Origin of the sequence: Zhongshania borealis (assembly GCF_039539625.1) — a bacterium.
GTDB lineage: Bacteria > Pseudomonadota > Gammaproteobacteria > Pseudomonadales > Spongiibacteraceae > Spongiibacter > Spongiibacter borealis.
Genome location: NZ_BAABDM010000001.1, coordinates 365545 through 383409, shown reverse-complemented (window position 1 = coordinate 383409; position 17865 = coordinate 365545). Strand labels below are relative to the sequence as shown.

At 51.1% G+C, this 17865-nt stretch carries 15 protein-coding genes; all 15 read right to left on the bottom strand.

The features are described 5' to 3' along the window. Positions 1-7: 7 nt before the first annotated feature. A complete protein-coding gene (locus tag ABD836_RS01795) occupies positions 8-583 on the bottom strand; it encodes a mechanosensitive ion channel family protein (protein ID WP_344932038.1) in 576 nt (191 codons plus the stop codon). Further along, positions 580-2589 carry a transglutaminase TgpA family protein gene (locus ABD836_RS01790; RefSeq protein WP_344932036.1) on the bottom strand — a complete coding sequence of 670 codons (2010 nt, stop codon included), beginning with the start codon at positions 2587-2589 and terminating at the stop codon, positions 580-582. The genes ABD836_RS01795 and ABD836_RS01790 overlap by 4 nt, the downstream gene beginning before the upstream one ends. A gap of 1 nt (position 2590) precedes the next feature. After that, positions 2591-3544 (bottom strand): DUF58 domain-containing protein, encoded by a 954-nt coding sequence (locus ABD836_RS01785; protein WP_344932034.1) that lies wholly within the window; start codon positions 3542-3544, stop codon positions 2591-2593. Between the two features lie 2 nt (positions 3545-3546). Beyond that, positions 3547-4476, bottom strand: coding sequence for an AAA family ATPase (locus ABD836_RS01780; protein ID WP_344932033.1), 930 nt, complete (start codon positions 4474-4476; stop codon positions 3547-3549). Next, positions 4466-5677: an O-succinylhomoserine sulfhydrylase gene (locus tag ABD836_RS01775; protein WP_344932032.1), complete on the bottom strand. Its 1212-nt coding sequence runs from the start codon at positions 5675-5677 to the stop codon at positions 4466-4468. Before ABD836_RS01775 ends, ABD836_RS01780 begins: the two co-directional genes overlap by 11 nt. Before the next feature lie 24 nt (positions 5678-5701). Then, complete coding sequence (gene purF, locus ABD836_RS01770) at positions 5702-7222, bottom strand: amidophosphoribosyltransferase (protein ID WP_344932031.1); 1521 nt, start codon at positions 7220-7222, stop codon at positions 5702-5704. A 36-nt stretch (positions 7223-7258) separates the two neighbouring features. Beyond that, positions 7259-7783: a CvpA family protein gene (locus ABD836_RS01765; protein WP_344932029.1), complete on the bottom strand. Its 525-nt coding sequence runs from the start codon at positions 7781-7783 to the stop codon at positions 7259-7261. A gap of 96 nt (positions 7784-7879) precedes the next feature. Continuing rightward, a complete protein-coding gene (locus ABD836_RS01760) occupies positions 7880-8503 on the bottom strand; it encodes an SPOR domain-containing protein (RefSeq protein ID WP_344932028.1) in 624 nt (207 codons plus the stop codon). Then, positions 8500-9813, bottom strand: coding sequence for a bifunctional tetrahydrofolate synthase/dihydrofolate synthase (folC, locus tag ABD836_RS01755; RefSeq protein ID WP_344932027.1), 1314 nt, complete (start codon positions 9811-9813; stop codon positions 8500-8502). The genes ABD836_RS01760 and folC overlap by 4 nt, the downstream gene beginning before the upstream one ends. 14 nt (positions 9814-9827) lie before the next feature. Further along, entirely contained in the window at positions 9828-10697 is an 870-nt protein-coding gene (accD, locus tag ABD836_RS01750) for an acetyl-CoA carboxylase, carboxyltransferase subunit beta (protein ID WP_344932026.1), read from the bottom strand. Positions 10698-10847: 150 nt separating this feature from the next. Further along, the gene (gene trpA, locus ABD836_RS01745) at positions 10848-11657 is read right to left on the bottom strand and encodes a tryptophan synthase subunit alpha (RefSeq protein WP_344932024.1); all 810 of its coding nucleotides are present in this window, start codon (positions 11655-11657) and stop codon (positions 10848-10850) included. A gap of 12 nt (positions 11658-11669) precedes the next feature. Next, positions 11670-12893, bottom strand: coding sequence for a tryptophan synthase subunit beta (trpB, locus tag ABD836_RS01740; RefSeq protein ID WP_344932023.1), 1224 nt, complete (start codon positions 12891-12893; stop codon positions 11670-11672). Next, positions 12894-13529 carry a phosphoribosylanthranilate isomerase gene (locus ABD836_RS01735; protein ID WP_344932022.1) on the bottom strand — a complete coding sequence of 212 codons (636 nt, stop codon included), beginning with the start codon at positions 13527-13529 and terminating at the stop codon, positions 12894-12896. It abuts the gene before it with no gap. A gap of 75 nt (positions 13530-13604) precedes the next feature. After that, the gene (gene truA / locus ABD836_RS01730) at positions 13605-14441 is read right to left on the bottom strand and encodes a tRNA pseudouridine(38-40) synthase TruA (RefSeq protein WP_344932021.1); all 837 of its coding nucleotides are present in this window, start codon (positions 14439-14441) and stop codon (positions 13605-13607) included. 16 nt (positions 14442-14457) lie between these two features. After that, positions 14458-17859, bottom strand: coding sequence for a FimV/HubP family polar landmark protein (locus ABD836_RS01725; RefSeq protein ID WP_344932020.1), 3402 nt, complete (start codon positions 17857-17859; stop codon positions 14458-14460). Between the last annotated feature and the right edge of the window lie 6 nt (positions 17860-17865).

Sequence of the window (17865 nt, the reverse complement as noted above, 5' to 3'; positions counted from 1 at the left end):
AAATTATTCAGACTTGATCGTCGATTTCTTTTTGCTGGGCCGGTGCTGCGCCCAAGTCTGCTGGCAATCCAGAACCCTCGGCACGCGCTGCCAAGGATGAGTTTGCATTGAGTTTTATCACGGCTTTTTGCAACATCATGCTGTTGGGGTAAACCACCGTTGTGCCGTCGTCCCGGCGAATTAAGACGTGAAACAGTGCAATTTCTAAAATACGACCGCTGATGTCGTCGTCCTTATCAACCACGCGAATGCGATCACCAATACCGTAGGGAAACGCGAAAAAGATAATTACCCCAGCGGTTAAATGGCTCAACATTGACCATTGCGCGATCAAAGCGATACCCAGCACCGCCAAAAAAGACGATATAAAAATAAACACCTGGTGGTAACCAAGGCCAAGGAAAAAACACACCAATACAAAACCCAATATTAGTGAGCCAAAATTGAGGGTTTTACGAACATAGCCCACACGCAATGCCGAGCGCTGATTTTTCTCGGCGAAATCAATTAACATGGTATTTAGCACGCGGTTCACATAAAACATGACGCCGACAGCAAGTAACACAATCAAAAACTTACTCATTTACTGGTATTTCCTGTTTCAGTATTGCCACGGCCCAACCAACTTTGCGGGCGTTGTGCACGCTTTAAAGATTTCAAATTCTCGACGTAGGCACTGCTGTTTTCGGGCAAGTAACTGCATAAACTAAACAAGCGCGTTTGCTCCCGCAGCCATACTCCCCAGCAAGGTTCCTCGGATTCGACACGTTGAGCAAAATCTTCTGGTGTCTCTCCTGCCCTTCTCTTCACTCCTTTACGCGCCAGTGCGGCGCAGCTAGCGAGATAGTAACGCGCCGCCAAATCCTCTCCAGCTCGGCGTGGCAATCGTAAGCTAAAAAATGCCGCCAAGGCCAAAGGAATTCCACCGGCCATCATGATGACCAACATCAAACGCTGCGGGTTTATATCACCCAGCACCCGCAGTAGAAAATCGTTTTGGGTACTCGAATCAAAGTTCAACACCCAACGCGCCCAAGCGTAATTCATATTATCAACAAAATATCGTAGGCGCTTGGCCCAGTCGTACTTGCGCAGCGACAGCGGCGATTCACCCAAATAGCCTTCTTGACCTCGGAGTGATCCTTCCGCGCCTAAACGAATTCGGTTCGGCGCCACCGTCGCGGTAGGGTCTACCCGCTGCCACCCCTGGCCTTGAATATACACCTCGGCCCAGGCGTGGGCGTCTGATTGATTTACCAGCAAATAGCCATCTCGCTCATTAAACTCACCGCCTTGATAACCCACCACAATACGCGCAGGCACACCTGCTGCACGCATTAAGTAAACAAAGCTTCCTGCAAAATGCTCACAAAAGCCCTGACGGCTATCAAACAAGAACTCATCGACATTGTTTTCACCCAGCAGAGGCGGCGTCAAGGTATAGGTAAACGGCGTTTGCCTAAAATACGCTATCGCGGCAGTGACGCGGTCCTTGGGCTCCGGCCACCGCTGCTCCCATTGCGCGGCAAGTGCCTGCGCCCGAGGGTTTGCCGATCGACCCAAACTCAGGTTTTTCCGCGCAGCGGCATCCTCGTCAGCTAAACCACTATTGAATGAACTGCTCGCCGAATATTGCAGACGGCCAGTTAATGGCCGTCCCACCAACCAAAGATGTTGTTTACTGTAATACACGTCGTCGCGACGCACTGTTGCGAGTGGCAAAGCATACAACCACTTGTGTGATCCTGGCTCTAAAGTCACGGTGTAATCAAGCGTTGGCTCAGTCACAACCGGCGATGGCATTTTATTCGACCACAATGACCAGCTACTTCGCGTCCATCGCCGACCGTCAAAATCGTCGAGCACTAATCCTCGCCAGTACAATTCCTCGGTGGCCGGCATTGGGCCATTAAATCGAACCCGAAAAGCCAGCGCGCCAGATTGACTTAATTTTGCAATATCACCAAACTCGAGCGAGTCCGACATGCCAGTTGTGCCCTGAGCACTGGGCAAGGGCATTGTCCACAAGGGACCAATACGGGGAAATATAACAAATAACATTAACATTAATGGCAGCGATTGCAGCGCCATTACGCCGACCATACGCAGCATCGGCACGGTTTTGGCCTCACGACGCTGCAGCGCTTGCTGAGCCATCAATAACACGGCTATTTGCAGTAGGGCTAAGATCAAGGCGCCAATCTGCTGTGAGAATAATAAACCGCAAGCCACAATAAAATAGCTAAGCATTAAGATCAGCCAGTGGTCACGAGGGGTTTTTAATTCTAATAACTTAAGGCTCACCGCCAGCACCAAAATACTGACCATGGCTTCGAGCGAGAATAAGGATGTAAACGAAAAATACACACCCGCGATGGTACTTAACGATAAACAGGTTTTAATCCAGCCCCGGGGGAAAGACCATGCTGCTGTAACGATCCGCCAATACCAGAAGGCAACAAAGGACCAAACCAGTACAATCCAAACCGGCAAGATCCCAAGCTGAGGCGCCAAGGCAACGAGTTGCGCCAATAATAACCAAATAACGGCGTGCCGCTGCACAACAAAATTGATATTCGACGTCGCCATATTAATAGACCGCCAATTCGCGCAAGACCTTAGCCAATTGCGCGGCGCCGGTAGCCGGTGCCACACTAACTGATGGCAGCTTTAAACCGTAGGATAGGCCATTCTTTTCACAATCGAGTGCCCACGCACACAAGGTACTTAAACGCTCTTCAGTATCGAGTCCATCCAGGCTTTCCCAATCGAGAATTAATTCATCGGCTTGCGATTGTTCATATTGCTTAACTAACAGACCCTGACCCTTGGCATAGGCTTTCCAGAATATTCGCCGGGGTGATTGACCAGCTTGATAGCGACTAAAGCCACTGAACTCATCACTGTCTTTACTGCGGTCAGGAATATGCCCTTCGCCACTATCAGCACTATTTTGCAGCGGTCGTAGCTTGCGCGGACGCGGGTAAACAAGGCAATGCCAATCTAAGGAAGGCGCGCTCCAACAACGGAGAATACCAAGGGGATAACGCGAGGTAACTTCCATTCGTCCGGGCCGCAAAGCTCCCCGCCGTTGCGTGGGATATTTAATGATGACATTCGCCGCACCAGTTTCCGCATTGATATCACAGATTTCCAATTGCTGCCCCGGGAAGCCGACACTTAAGCGGTGACGATCACGGTTACCGGCCTCAAGATGTAAGTGGAAACTCGCCAACTCGCCAGCAAACACCGGTTCAGCGGCGCCAGCCCGCAGCAACAGCCCCGATAAATTTGCATAAGTATGTAAAATGGCAACCAGAAAAATACTAAACAGCCAAAAACACAGAGCAAATATCAAATTATTCTGGTAGTTAATGGCGAGCAACAGCAAGCCCAATAACATAGTGGCGAAGCCAAGACCTGCACTGGAAGGGATAATAAAAATACGGCGTTGGTTAAGGGTAATTTCACTAGTTCGCGGACTGCGTTTGTCTAACCAGCTGTTAAAACGACGACGAAATAACGCTCTTATCCGGCTTTTCATGGCTATACCACTACCGGCACCTGCGATAATAAACGCTTAATTAAATCTGGCCCCTCGCCATCGCTATCGGCTGCGGCTTTGAGTCTGTGCGCCGCCACCGGCTCAAGGACCAATTGAATATCATCGGGCAAAACATAGTCCCGACCTTGCAACATCGCCCATGCTTTGGCGCACTGTATTAGCGCCAGCGCCGCGCGCGTAGACAAGCCAAAAGCGTAGTGGGAGTCCTGACGAGTATAACCAATGAGTCGTTGCACATACGACAACACGCTGTCGCGCACTTCAACTTTATCGACTGCACTTTGCAGAGCTATAATTTTTTCCGCGTTCAACAGCGGGCGCAATTCTGCCAACAAGGCGCGCGGATCTCCGCCGGCCAATAAACGGCGTTCAGAACGCTCATCGGGATAACCGAGCGAAATTCGCATTAAAAAGCGGTCGAGCTGCGATTCCGGCAATGGAAATGTACCTGACTGGAACCAGGGGTTTTGCGTCGCCATGACAAAATACGGCTGCGGTAATTGACGGGTTTCGCCTTCAATACTCACCTGCTGCTCGGCCATGGCTTCCAGCAATGCACTTTGGGTTTTTGGACTGGCACGATTTATTTCGTCGACCAGTAAAAATTGCGTAAAAATTGGTCCCGAATGAAAATGGAAGGCGTTGCTATTGCGGTCAAAAATCGAGACACCAAGAATGTCTGCCGGCAACAAATCACTGGTGAATTGCATGCGCTGATAATCTAGCCCGGTCACTTTGGCAAAGGCTTGCGACAAGGTTGTTTTACCAACACCGGGCAAGTCTTCAATTAGCAGGTGACCCCGGGCCAGCAAACAACACAAGGCCTGCTGCACCTGACGGTCCTTACCAAGGACAACCCGACCAATTTCTGCACTTACCTGCTCTAAAATAGTCAATTGCTCAAACCGCATCTAGGCCGCGCTGCAAGTCAGCGCGCAAATCGTCGATATCTTCAAGGCCAACAGCGACTCGAATCAAACTATCTGATATACCGGCCTCGGCTCTTTGCTCTGGAGACAAACGCCCATGGGTCGTGGTTGCCGGATGCACTATCGTGGTTTTAGCATCGCCAAGGTTTGCCGTGATTGACACTAAGCGCGTCGCATCTATAAATCGCCACGCCGCCGCCATATCACCGCGCACTTCAAACGCCATTACCCCGCCAAAGGCTTTTTGCTGAGCCGCCGCCAGTGCGTGCTGAGGATGATCCTCTAAACCGGAGTAATAGACCTTGGCAATATTGGGCTGGTCTTGCAACCATTGTGCTAAAGACAAGGCACTGGCTGAGTGCGCCATCATCCGCAAACGCAAAGTCTCTAAACCTTTGAGAAACACCCACGCATTAAAAGGACTCATGCTGGGGCCCGCCGTACGGATAAAACCGAGCACTTCATCCATATGCTCGCGGCGACCAACAACTGCACCGCCAACACAACGGCCTTGGCCATCTAAATACTTAGTTGCTGAGTGCACAACAATATCCGCGCCCAGCGCCAACGGTAATTGCAGAGCCGGTGTACAGAAACAATTATCGACCACCAGCAGGCTATTATGCTGATGAGCCAGATCCGCTAAGGCGCGAATATCGGCTATTTCCGACAGCGGGTTAGATGGCGTTTCTAAAAACAAAAGCCGCGTATCGGCGCATATTGCCGCCTGCCAAGCTTTTGGGTCAACCAAGTCTACAAAGGTAGTTCGAATACCGACTTTGGCCAAAAATTTGGTCAATAATACGGTGGTCGTACCAAACACACTGCGGGAACAAACGATGTGGTCCCCTGCTTTAAGCAAGGCCATGCAGGTACTGAGTATAGCCGCCATACCCGACGCCGTAGCCACCCCCATTTCTGCGCCCTCTAGGGCTGCGATCCGCTCCTCAAAAGTCCGTACCGTGGGGTTGGTATACCGAGAATAAACATTGCCAGCTTGTTCGCCAGAAAACCTCGCCGCCGCTTCTGCAGCGGAGGCAAAAACATAACTCGACGTTGTAAATATGGGTTCAGAGTGCTCACCCTCGGCGCTGCGCCGCTGACCACTGCGCACGGCGCGCGTATCAAGTGCTGCAGCCGCCAATACCGCCGAGCGCTGGGCTAAATACTCTTCTTCAGTCATCACTCTTCAAGACCCGCTTATTTTCTATGATACGTCGTTATGTAAACCAATCAACCCGCCGTCACCACTACCCGCGTTACGCTCGTTTTGGCTATTATCATTACGATCTGCCGCCAGTTTATCAAGGTAAGCTTTATCAACATCGCCGGTTACATACTCGCCGTTAAACACCGAGCACTCAAAATCATTGATTTTAGGATTACCCTCTGAGGAGCAACTCACCAAATCGTCGAGGTCTTGATACAGCAACCAATCGGCACCAATTTCGGTACGAATTTCTTCTACAGAGCGGCCGTGCGCTATCAGCTCTTCTACCGATGGCATATCAATACCGTATACATTTGGGTAGCGAACCGGTGGCGCTGCCGAGGCAAAATACACTTTGCGAGCGCCAGCATCCCGCGCCATTTCAATAATCTGCTGGCAAGTAGTGCCACGGACAATCGAGTCATCCACCAGCATTACATTTTTATCTTTAAACTCAAGACCAATAGCATTGAGTTTTTGTTTTACTGATTTTTTACGGGCGCTCTGACCTGGCATAATAAATGTGCGGCCAATATAGCGATTTTTAACCAAGCCTTCGCGGAATTTAACGCCCAGTTTTGCAGCCATTGACTGCGCCGCAATACGGCTTGAATCAGGAATAGGGACAATAACATCGATATCGTGATCTGGGTGTTCACGCAGAATTTTCTCTGCTAGGCGCTCACCCTGACGCAACCTAGATTTATAAACAGAGATACCATCCATAATTGAATCAGGCCGTGCAAAATACACGTGCTCAAAAATACAAGGTCGGTAATCTGCGGCTTCTGCACATTTACGTACATGAATCTCGCCAGTGGTTTGAATATAAACTGCTTCACCCGGCGCAACATCTGCCACTAATTTATAGCCTAGCGCGTCTAAGGCCACACTTTCCGAGGCCAGCATATATTCTTTGCCAGTCGCAGATTCCCGCACACCATAAACTAATGGGCGAATACCATTGGGGTCGCGAAAGCCAATCACACCGTAGTTGGCTATCATTGCAACAACGGCATAGCCACCCTTGCAACGATTGTGTACACCGTTAACAGCGGCAAATACATCATCAGCCTCGGGGACTAATTTGCCAAGGCGCTGCAATTCATGGGCAAAAACGTTGAGCAACACTTCCGAGTCGGAGTCGGTATTGAGGTGGCGTAAATCTGATTGGAAAAGCTCTTGGGAAAGTTCTGCAGCATTCGTTAAATTGCCGTTGTGGGCAAGGCTAATACCGTAAGGTGAATTCACATAGAAAGGTTGCGCCAACGCGGGGCTCGAACTACCCGCAGTGGGGTAGCGAACATGGCCGATACCAATATTACCGACAAGGCGCTGCATGTGTCGGGTATGAAACACATCTTTTACCAGGCCATTGCCTTTGCGTTGATTTAATTTGCCATCGGCAAAAGTCACAATACCAGCGGCGTCCTGGCCGCGATGTTGTAATACCGTTAAGGCATCATATAAATCTTGATTTACGTTGGACTTGGCGACTATGCCTGCAATGCCACACATGCAGTACTACCTCAATTAAGGTGAAGATCAATGTACTTAAACTGAATTATTCGACAGTAATGTCGACGCCCAATTAACCACATCGTTGAAGCTCTGTTCTGACCAGTCCTTCATCAACAGAAACTCGGGTATCAGCTGTGAGTCCTTCCACCACTGATCATTTTCTATTCCCGTCAAAAGCGACGGCAGTAAAACTAGAGCAGCCAACACCACGATTAAGCCGCGGGTCGTGCCAAATATCATGCCCAACAGACGGTCCGTACCGCTCAAGCCAGTCCGTTTAACAACCATTACAATGAAATGCGTCAACAAACTGCCAAGAACGAGGGTGCCGCCAAATAACAGGACGTAGGCGATGATCTCGCGCAGGTAAACTTTATCTATCAAATTTTCGAATAGGCCAACGGCCTGATTATGAAAAGCCACGCTAACGAAGAACGCCACCGCCCAAGAGGCCAGCGACAGGGCTTCTTTGACAAAACCACGAATCAAACTTATCAGTGCCGACATGGTGACAACGCCAACAATGGCCCAGTCTACCCAAACAAACGTGCTTAGCACCCTACACAGCTCCCGCGGAATTTCGAGACGCGAATTCTACCAAGCCCGCGGCCCCAGCCCAAGTAAGATTTCACTCTAGGCATAAAATTGACATCACTAGGGCTCAAAGCGATTAACGATTGACTTCACTTTAAACCGCTTATTTATGGCGCCTTGCTGGGAAATCGCCTTTTCCTCACTCAATACCGGCCCCACCAACACCCGGTGCAGGCGCTTGCCGTCCCGCTGCACTGGGTCAATAAAGGACTTATAGCCGGCGCTTTGTAGCGATTTTTTGAGTGCCGCGGCATTATCGCCATTGCCAAACACCCCAACCTGCACCACCCAGGCAACGGGCAAACCCCGCTTATCTAATCCAGGCTTGCTAGGCGTCACACTTGGCGCCACTCGCTCTGCTGGCTTCGGCGCAGGCTTGCTTACCACTTTCGGCGCCTCAGCTACTGGCTCAGGGCTCGCCGCCGCCTTGACGGGCGCTGATGCGGGCCGGACCTCGTCATCAATGCGAGGAATAGGCTGTGGCGGCAATAGCTCAGTATCTGCAGGCACAATACCCTCGGGCCGCGCCGGCGCCTGTGCAATTAAGGGCTCATCTTGTGGCGCCGCAGGAATTTGGCTATGGCGGTCTAGCTTAGATGCTGCAGGCCCAGTAAAAAGTAAAGACCATAAAATAACGCCTCCACACAGCAATACCAAGGCACCAATTAAGCGTTGCCTCATCATAATGTATTCCCCCTACCAGCCATTGCAGAATTCAACGCAAAGCCCTCGTGTGCCGACAAATAAGTCATGGCCTCAGCCACAGTAAAAAAAGAGCCAAAAATTACAAGCCTGTCGCCTGGCCGAGATTCCGCCAGCCCCCGCTCGACACTCTCCGCAACCGTACCACCAACATCAACAGGCTCAATTAGCTGTTCGGCTAGCAGCGCTGCCACATATTCAGCCGAGGCCGCCCGGCCATTTCCGGCCAATGTGGCTAACACCCAGTTGTCGAAACAGGGTTCCAAAATGCCAATCATCTCAGCAATGGCTTTATCGGCCATTACCGCAAAAACACCTTGGCAACGTCCACTCACTGGGCGCGTTTGCAAATGTTGGCGCAGTGTAACAACTGCAGCGGGGTTATGCGCGACATCTAGGACAATATCAACGCCATTGACCACAAAATGCTGACAACGTCCCGGCACGCTCGCAAGCGCTAAACCTTGACGTAGCGACGCCTCTGAGACGGCTAAATCGAGATATTGCAAGGCCTGCAGCACAGCAGCGGCATTGTCTAGCAAAATTCTAGGCACGGGCAAATCAAGGTATTTGATTGCTTCGCCGCCAGCGCCTACCCCCCGCCACTGCCATTGATGGCCTGCGTCTATGAAAGAGAAATCATGGCCGCGACATAGCATCTTAGCGCCGATTTCGCGCCCATACGCCAACAGTGATTTCGGCGGATCTAGGTCCCCGACCACTGCCGCGTGGCCGGCGCGAAAAACCCCCGCCTTCTCCCGAGCAATAACCTCGCGGTCACTACCCAGCCACGCTTCGTGATCAATGGCGATTGAGCTGACAATCGCAACGTCGGCATCAACAATATTCACTGCATCCAAGCGGCCGCCCAAGCCAATTTCCAATACCACGGCGTCAAGCGCCGCGTCCTGGAAAAGCCACAACGCTGCCAAGGTGCCAAATTCAAAATAGCTTAAGGAGATTTCACCACGCGCGGCGTCTATTGCCGCAAACGCAGCAATTAGTGGCGCATCAGCCACACGCTCGCCAGCGATAACGATACGCTCGTTGTAATCAACAAGATGTGGAGAGGTGTACGTACCAACCCGATAACCTTCGGCACTTAATATCGCCGCCGCCAAGGCTACACAACTACCCTTGCCATTAGTACCTGCAACTGTCAGGACCGGCATCGACAAACTTATGTTCAGCGCCTTAGCAACCGCGGCAACACGCTCAAGGCCCAAATCAATCTCGCGGGGATGTTGGGTTTCCAGCCACCGCAACCAATCATCAAGCCTCGCAAAGCGCATCTCTTGGGTATTGCTTAATGGGTGTAATGCGTAAGGTTAGACAAAACTCGGCTCAGGGTGTCACGCATATCCGCACGGCGCACGATCATATCGATAGCACCATGCGCCAGCAAGAATTCACTACGCTGGAAGCCTGGGGGTAACTTTTGACGAATCGTCTGTTCGATGATGTTCGGACCAGCAAATCCAGCTCGCGCACCCGGCTCAGCAACGTTAATATCACCCAGCAAGGCCAAGCTCGCCGACACACCGCCGTATATTGGATCGGTCATTACCGACACATAGGGTACGCTGTTTTGTTTCATGCGCTCGAGCACAGCGCTGGTCTTGGCCATTTGCATGAGCGAGATAAGCGCCTCTTGCATGCGGGCGCCGCCAGAGGCAGAGAAACAAATCAATGGCCAGCCTTCTTTCATCGCAACATTAGCAGCTTGAGTAAATTTTTCACCCACGGCCGAGCCCATTGAACCGCCATGAAAATTAAATTCAAAGGCCACAACCACAACGGGCAAACCTTTGACCTTGCCCGTGTACGCAATAAGCGCATCTTTTTCGCCGGTGGCCTTTTGCGCCGCAGTCAAACGGTCGCGATATTTTTTCTTGTCTTTAAATTTGAGACGGTCGACAGGCTCAATATGCGTGAGGATCTCCTCACGGCCAGTCTCATCTAAAAATAGTGCAATACGTCGGCGTGCGCCAACGCGCATGTGGTGGTCGCACTTTGGACAAACGTCCATATTGCTCTCCAGCTCGGGGCGATACAAAACCGCCTCGCATTTAACGCACTTTTTCCACAAACCTTCCGGCACAACACCTTTGGCACTGCGCTTTTCGGACTCTACCCGCCGCACTCCCGAAGGAAGAATTTTGTCTACCCAACTCATAATCCGTTCCTGTTAGTTATCGCCGGCCACTGGCTGACTTATACATTTCCATTATTCAAAAAAGTGCCCTACCCGGCGCCCACTTTAGCGTATTCACAAAGAAAATGGCAGCATAGAAAACCGCGCTTTTCGTCATAATCGCTACGCGTATTAAGCGTCTATGGCCGCGCGCATTTCACCAATCAAGCCAGCAACAGAGGCAATCCATACATCAATATCCTGGGTACGATCTGCAGCCACCAAGCGCTCGATTAGTGCACTACCAACCACAACGCCTTCACACAGCGGGGCTAACGCGGCAGCTGATGCGCCGTCTTTAATCCCGAAACCCACGGTGATTGGTAGGTCAGTGTGCGCTTTTATATTGTTTAAGAGCTGGGTAACCGAAGCAACATCCAAATTTCCTGCACCCGTCACCCCTTTCAGAGCCACGCAATACAGGTAACCACTCGCGAGTGCAGCAATTTTCGCTATACGCGCGTTGTCGGTGGTTGGCGCTAACAAGAAGATATTGTCGATACCCGCAGCTTTAAGAATCCGGCTTGGCTCTTCGGCTTCCTCTGGCGGCATATCGACAGTCAACAAACCATCTAGCCCAGCGGCAGCGGCACGTTCGGCGAACACCGAGTACCCCATACGCTCAATGGGATTTGCATACCCCATTAACACAACCGCAGTTTTGCTATCGGTTTCACGAAACTCGGCAACCATGGCCAAGGCCATTGTTAAGGAAACGTGGTGCGCTAACGCCCGTTCGTGTGCCAGCTGAATTACTGGGCCTTCGGCCATTGGGTCCGAAAATGGCACACCTAACTCGATAATATCCGCGCCCTGGCGAACCAGCTCGTGCATTAGATTTACCGTCACCGATGGCTCAGGATCGCCCGCAACAATATACGGCACCAGCGCCTTGCGGCCCTGGGTTTTTAAACTTGTAAATAAAGCGGCTAAACGACTCAAAATACTTCCCCGTTATTCAATTCCAATACCGTCGAGTGTCGCGACGGTATGAATGTCTTTGTCACCACGACCGGATAGGTTCACCACGATGTGCTGTTCAGGACTCATTGTTTTGGCCAGCTTCTCAGCGTAAGCAACCGCGTGAGCCGACTCAAGCGCAGGCATAATACCTTCAACTAGCGTGAGCTTACGGAACGCCGCCAAGGCCTCATCATCGTCAATGGCTACGTAATTTACTCGACCCATGTCTTTCAACCATGAATGCTCTGGGCCAACACCGGGATAATCTAGACCCGCAGAAACTGAGTGCGTTTCAATAATTTGTCCCGCTTCGTCTTGCATAAGATAGGTGCGGTTACCGTGCAATATGCCGGGAATACCTTCATTCAGCGGGGCGGCATGCTCGCCTGTGGCGAGGCCGTGACCGCCAGCCTCAACACCGAACATCGCCACACCCTCATCATTAAGAAAGGGGTGGAATAAACCGATGGCATTTGATCCGCCACCTACACAGGCAACTAAGGCATCTGGTAGGCGACCATTTTGATTCAAGCACTGCTCCCGCGCTTCGCGACCAATCACTGATTGAAAGTCCCGAACTAGCATAGGGTATGGGTGTGGGCCCGCCGCAGTACCGATGATGTAAAAAGTATCATCAACATTGGTTACCCAGTTACGCATGGCCTCGTTCATTGCATCTTTTAAGGTGCGCGAACCGGATTTAACGGAAATCACTTCGGCCCCAAGTAATTTCATTCGGTAAACATTGAGAGCCTGGCGCTGAATATCTTCCTCACCCATAAATACCTGGCAGGTCATCCCCAACCGGGCGGCGACCGTTGCGGTAGCAACCCCATGCTGGCCTGCGCCGGTTTCAGCAATAACATGTTTCTTACCCATGTATTTTGCCAATAATGCCTGACCAACGGTATTATTTACCTTATGGGCACCAGTGTGGTTTAGATCCTCACGCTTTAGATAAATCTGCGCCCCACCAACTTCTTCAGACCAGCGTCTTGCGTAATAAAGCGGCGACGGTCGACCAACATAATGCGCTAAATCATGGTCAAACTCGGCTTGAAACGCCGGGTCTTTACGGAGTCGCTGATAGGCCTCAGCCAATTCATCTAAGGCGAAAATTAAGGTCTCGGATACAAACCGACCCCCGTAGGGGCCAAAATGGCCACTTGCGTCTGGAAACTGGCTAAAATCAGGTGTTACTACCTTACTACTCACTCAATCCTCCCGTCGATCAGCAAGACTGACCGCTTCAATAAATCGTTGTATCGCGTCGGGGCATTTAATTCCCGGTGCAGCTTCTACGCCGCCGCTAACATCTAGTGCATAGGGTTTGCAGCTGGCAATCGCCGCGCCTGCATTTTCTGGTCGCAAACCACCAGCAAGCACCAAGGACTGCGCATTACGCTCAGGAAACCGCGCCCAATCAAAGGATTCACCGGTACCACCGGGAACGCCTGGCTTATAACTGTCGAGCAATATTGCTGAGGCACTAGCATAAGCCTTTATCGCGTCCGCAACGTCAATGTCGTCGCGCATTCTTATGGCCTTCATATACGGCGTAGCAAAAGACGCACAATAGGCCGGTGTTTCGTCGCCGTGAAATTGCAATAAATCCAAAGAACACACTGTCAGCACCTGCCGAACCTCGTCGGGAGCAGCATTGACAAACAAACCAACCTTACACACGAAGGGTGGCATTGCAGCCATAATTTCTGCAGCGTGCTTGGGACTTATATAACGCGGGCTTTTCGCATAAAAAACAAAGCCCAAAGCATCCGCTCCGGCGCGCACCGCCGCCGCGGCGTCGTCAGCACGGGTAATACCACAGATTTTTACGCGGGTACGGGACACTCGGATGTACAACCAGACAATTAATTGCTGCGAATATTAACAAATAAGCTGGGGATGTGTCTGTAAAAGCCCACTTTAGGACACAAGAAAATCCGGTCCCAAATGCGTTTGGGGCAAATTAAAGTGCTCAGGGTAGATTACATCGACCAAATACAATCCGTCCGGTTTAGCGGTAACACCACCTTTGCTGCGATCCAGACCTTCGAGAACTTGCCGCGTCCAGCCAGCTGGCATCTCACCACTACCAACAGCAATAAGCACACCCGCAATATTGCGCACCATATGGTGTAAAAAAGCGTTGCCGGCAATATCGATAATCACATAGCGACCGCGGCGACTTACGTTCGCAAAATGAATATTGCGCATTGCGGTATTAGACTGACAAGACGCCGCGCGAAAACCACTAAAATCCTGTTCACCCAATAACACCTGCGCGTCATGATGCATAAGCTTTTCGTCAAGCTTTGCGTCGACTAAAGTCACACCATTGAGTAAATGAGCGGAACGCCGAGGCTGATTAAGAATAACGTAGCGATAACGCCGTGCCGTTGCTGAAAATCTAGCATGAAAATCATCCGGCACCGCCTGCGCCCACATCACCGCGATATCTTTAGGCAGCTTAGCATTTACCCCAGCAACCCATGATCGCAGCGAGCGACTGACTGGGGCGTCGAAATGCACCACTTGGTGAGTAGCATGCACGCCGGCATCTGTACGCCCAGCGCACATGACCACCACCGGCGCAGCAGCAATTGCAGAAATAGCTTTCTCAAGCCGTTCCTGAATCGTTGCTACTTGGGGTTTTAACTGACTTTGCCAGCCGCGATATGCACTGCCCTGATATTCAAAGGCCAGCGCAATTCGGCTACCGACGGGCAATGGCTCATCGGCAAAACGATCAAAATTGGTCATGCCAACTGCTGCATTGTTATTTGCCAATACTGTCCAACAATGCCTGCGCATCGCTTTGCTGCTGAGTGTCGCCCTCAACCAGAACTTCTTCTAACATTTCACGGGCGCCTTCACTGTCACCCATATCAACATATGCTCTAGCGAGATCTAACTTGGTGGCTACTGACTCGGTATCAAGTAAATTATCAAATTCCTCGTCATCGTCGCCAACATCAAACTCGTCAAAGCTCAAATCTTCTACGTCGATGCCGCCCGTCTCAGTTGAATTTAAGGCTGACTCTGTGCCACTGCCCTCAACACTATCTGCAGTATTATCGCCATCACCAGCATCTACAAAAAATTCATCATCTGACGCCAGGTCTGCGCCTAACTCGTTGACATTACTAGCCGAATCCAGCGCAGCAGGTCTCAGTGGGGTATCAAAATCGTCAAGATTAAGGTCTAAGTCCTCGTCGGCACTTTCGCTGCCAGCCACCGCACCTAGATTCACCGTTACATCATCTTCAGCCTTACCGAGATCAAGATCCTCTTCGTCAAAGCTTAAATCACTTGCCGCGCTCAGTAATTCATCATCGTCGGCGCTGAGCTCTTCGAAAGCAGACAAATCTAGGTCTAAATCCTCGTCAGCTGAAGCCAAGTCCAATGACACGTCGGCAGCGCCTGGCGCCAAGGAATCTGGCTCAGAGCCATTAGCCGAACTCGCATCGATTTCTTCCGGTTCATCAAATTCAGAAAAATCAAATTCTTCATCATCTCCGGTAGTAATTTCATTCTCGTCGGCAGCTACCTCTGCAGGCATCTCCTCGCCAAGAGCTGGCTCACCAAAGCTAAAATCAAGGGCAGCGCTGTCGTCTTCCTGTATCGTACTTGGCACTGACTCTTGTTCTGGCTTAGGCTTAGCCTCAGATTCTGGCTCAAAATCAAAATCAAGATCCGCCAAATCAACATCCAGAGACGCTAAAGTATCTGCATCTGCATCTGCATCTGCATCACGAATCGACTCGTCGTTTGGCGTTGCTGCAGCATCCTCAGTGTCTTGGACGTCATCACTACCCAGCGCACTAACAGTCGATGCTGCCGCCGGGTCAGCCAAATCAAAATCAATATCGAGATCTTCAAAATCACTAACACTGCCAGGGGCTGCTTCCACTGCAGCGGCATTTGCCAGTGTCTCATTCGAGTCAGTCTCGCCCAACTCAAAATCAAGGTCTTCATCAAGCTCAAAATCGAGATCAGCCTCTACAGCTTCAGCCGTAGAGTCGTCAGCGGGAAGCAATTTCTCACCGAGCTCAGCGTCAACCCCATCATCCAACCAATCGCTTACGCCTTCGATAGCCGACATTGACTCTTTAACACGAGCAACCGCGTCGGCATCGCCCAAACTCTGGAGCTCAGCAAAAGCGGCACTAAAGTTGTCACGATCTCGGGTATCTAAATAAATATCGGCTAATTTAACGTGTAAGTCTGCATTTTCCGGATCCTGCGCTATCGCGGTTTTTAATAAGCTGGCAGCTTGATCATAGCGGCCGTAAGCAACATAAATATCAGCCTCCGCGACAATGTCCCCGGTTTGAGGCTGCACTGACTCAGCTTCAACTGCGCTAACGGTAATTTCACCCTCGTCCATTGCCGTTTCTTCAGCAGGCTCTGCTGAGGAGTCAAACTTATCGAAATCAAAATCATCTGCGTTAAACGACGGCTCACTGTCCTCGTCGGCTGAATCACTGAGTTCAGTCGCTTCGGTATTTCCTATGTCGAAATCAAGTGAATCGCGCTCTGCCGAAAATACATCCGTCTCAGCTGCCGCGGCACCTCCAGCCAAACTGGCTTCAAATGCGGCAAGATCAGCGTCGTTATCGACTTCATTTCGACGACGGCGCAGCACCAAAATCAGCAATGCCAGTACGGCAACGCCTAAACCGATAAATTTAACAAAGCCATTGCTCAACCACGCTTGCGCGGTCGCCGCGAGGCTAGCGTTAGAAGCTGGCGAGGTGGGCTTCACCGCAGGCTCTACTTTAGTGTCTTTCGCAGCGGCAGCATCCGCTTTTTCCGCAAGTACCGCAGGGGCCGAAGCAATGCTACTAGCACTGCTACCGTCGCCCACAGGCGCCATGGCTACTTGTTCGTCCTTAGCGCTAACGCCCTCGCTTGCGCTCGGCTCCGCGTCTAAAGATTCGCCACTGTCGTTAGCGCCACTAGCCAAGCCAGTTTGCAACGCCGCCAACTGACTATTTTTAAGTGTGATTAAATTTTGCAGAGTCCGAATCTGCTTTTCCATTTCAACAACGCGGGCTTGCATTTCGCCATTCTCAAGCGCGAATTTTTCTAAATTCTCACGTTCCTCACGGACCTTTTGACGCAATGCATCAACGTCATTACTCGCCGTTGTGTCGCTACCGGCACTGCCAACAGAAAACTTAACCGCCTGCTCTTCTGGTGCAATGGATTCTTTAGCCGACTTATCTGTGGCGTCTAGCTGAGGCGCACTCGCCACTGCAGATGCAGCACTCTTTGCTTCAGAGGGTTTAGCTACTGGGGATTTCTTTGCGCTACTAACAGGCCGGGCATTTCCGCCTCGCCACTCCCGATCTTGTTCGCGAATTTCATCAACGGCTTCGTCGTGATTGAATTGATTCACTTCAGATTCGCTGGGAATTCGTAAAACATACCCCGACTTTATGCGGTTCACGTTGCCCGCAACAAAAGCCTTTGGATTCATTTTAAGTAGCGCAATCATGGTTTGCTGCGTGGTTACATAGGAGCTGGGACGCAGCTTCTCTGCAATTTTCCACATAGTGTCATGATGCTGTACGCGGTATTCAGTTGGGTCAGCCGCCTTCGGTAAGCTTTGCTGATCGGCAGCATCGCGCACCTGCGGCGCTGTGCGATTAGCAACACCAATACTGCCACCCGGCTCCCGAGCAGGCATAGCCTTCGGTACAGGAGATTTAACAACTGGCGTGCTCTGCGGCACGCTGCGCGCTACGTTCACGGTAGGCGCCGAAGAGGCTGGCGAAAATACCGGCAAATCCAATAAAACGGTGTATTCCCGATTTATCTTGCCGCTGGGCCAGCGCACTTCCACAATAAAGTCGAGGTAAGGTTCTTGTACTGTTTTAGTGGTCGTGACAATGATCTTGCCATTGCCGCCGCCCAGCAATTCCACTTGAAACTCGAGTGAGCTCAGAAACTGGCTACGTTCCACACCTGCATTTTCAAAGGCGGTATCGTCAGCGAGCGCAATTTTTATTTCTTCAACATCAAGCTCGCCAACATCCCGCACCAGAATTTCCGCACGAAAAGGCTGATTTAATGCAGACCTAAGCGTCAGTTCACCCAAGCCGAGCGCGCTGGCAAATCCGCTATGCAGGGCACCCGATACCAGTATCGCTGCAGCAAGCCTCTTCCTAACCATATTGTC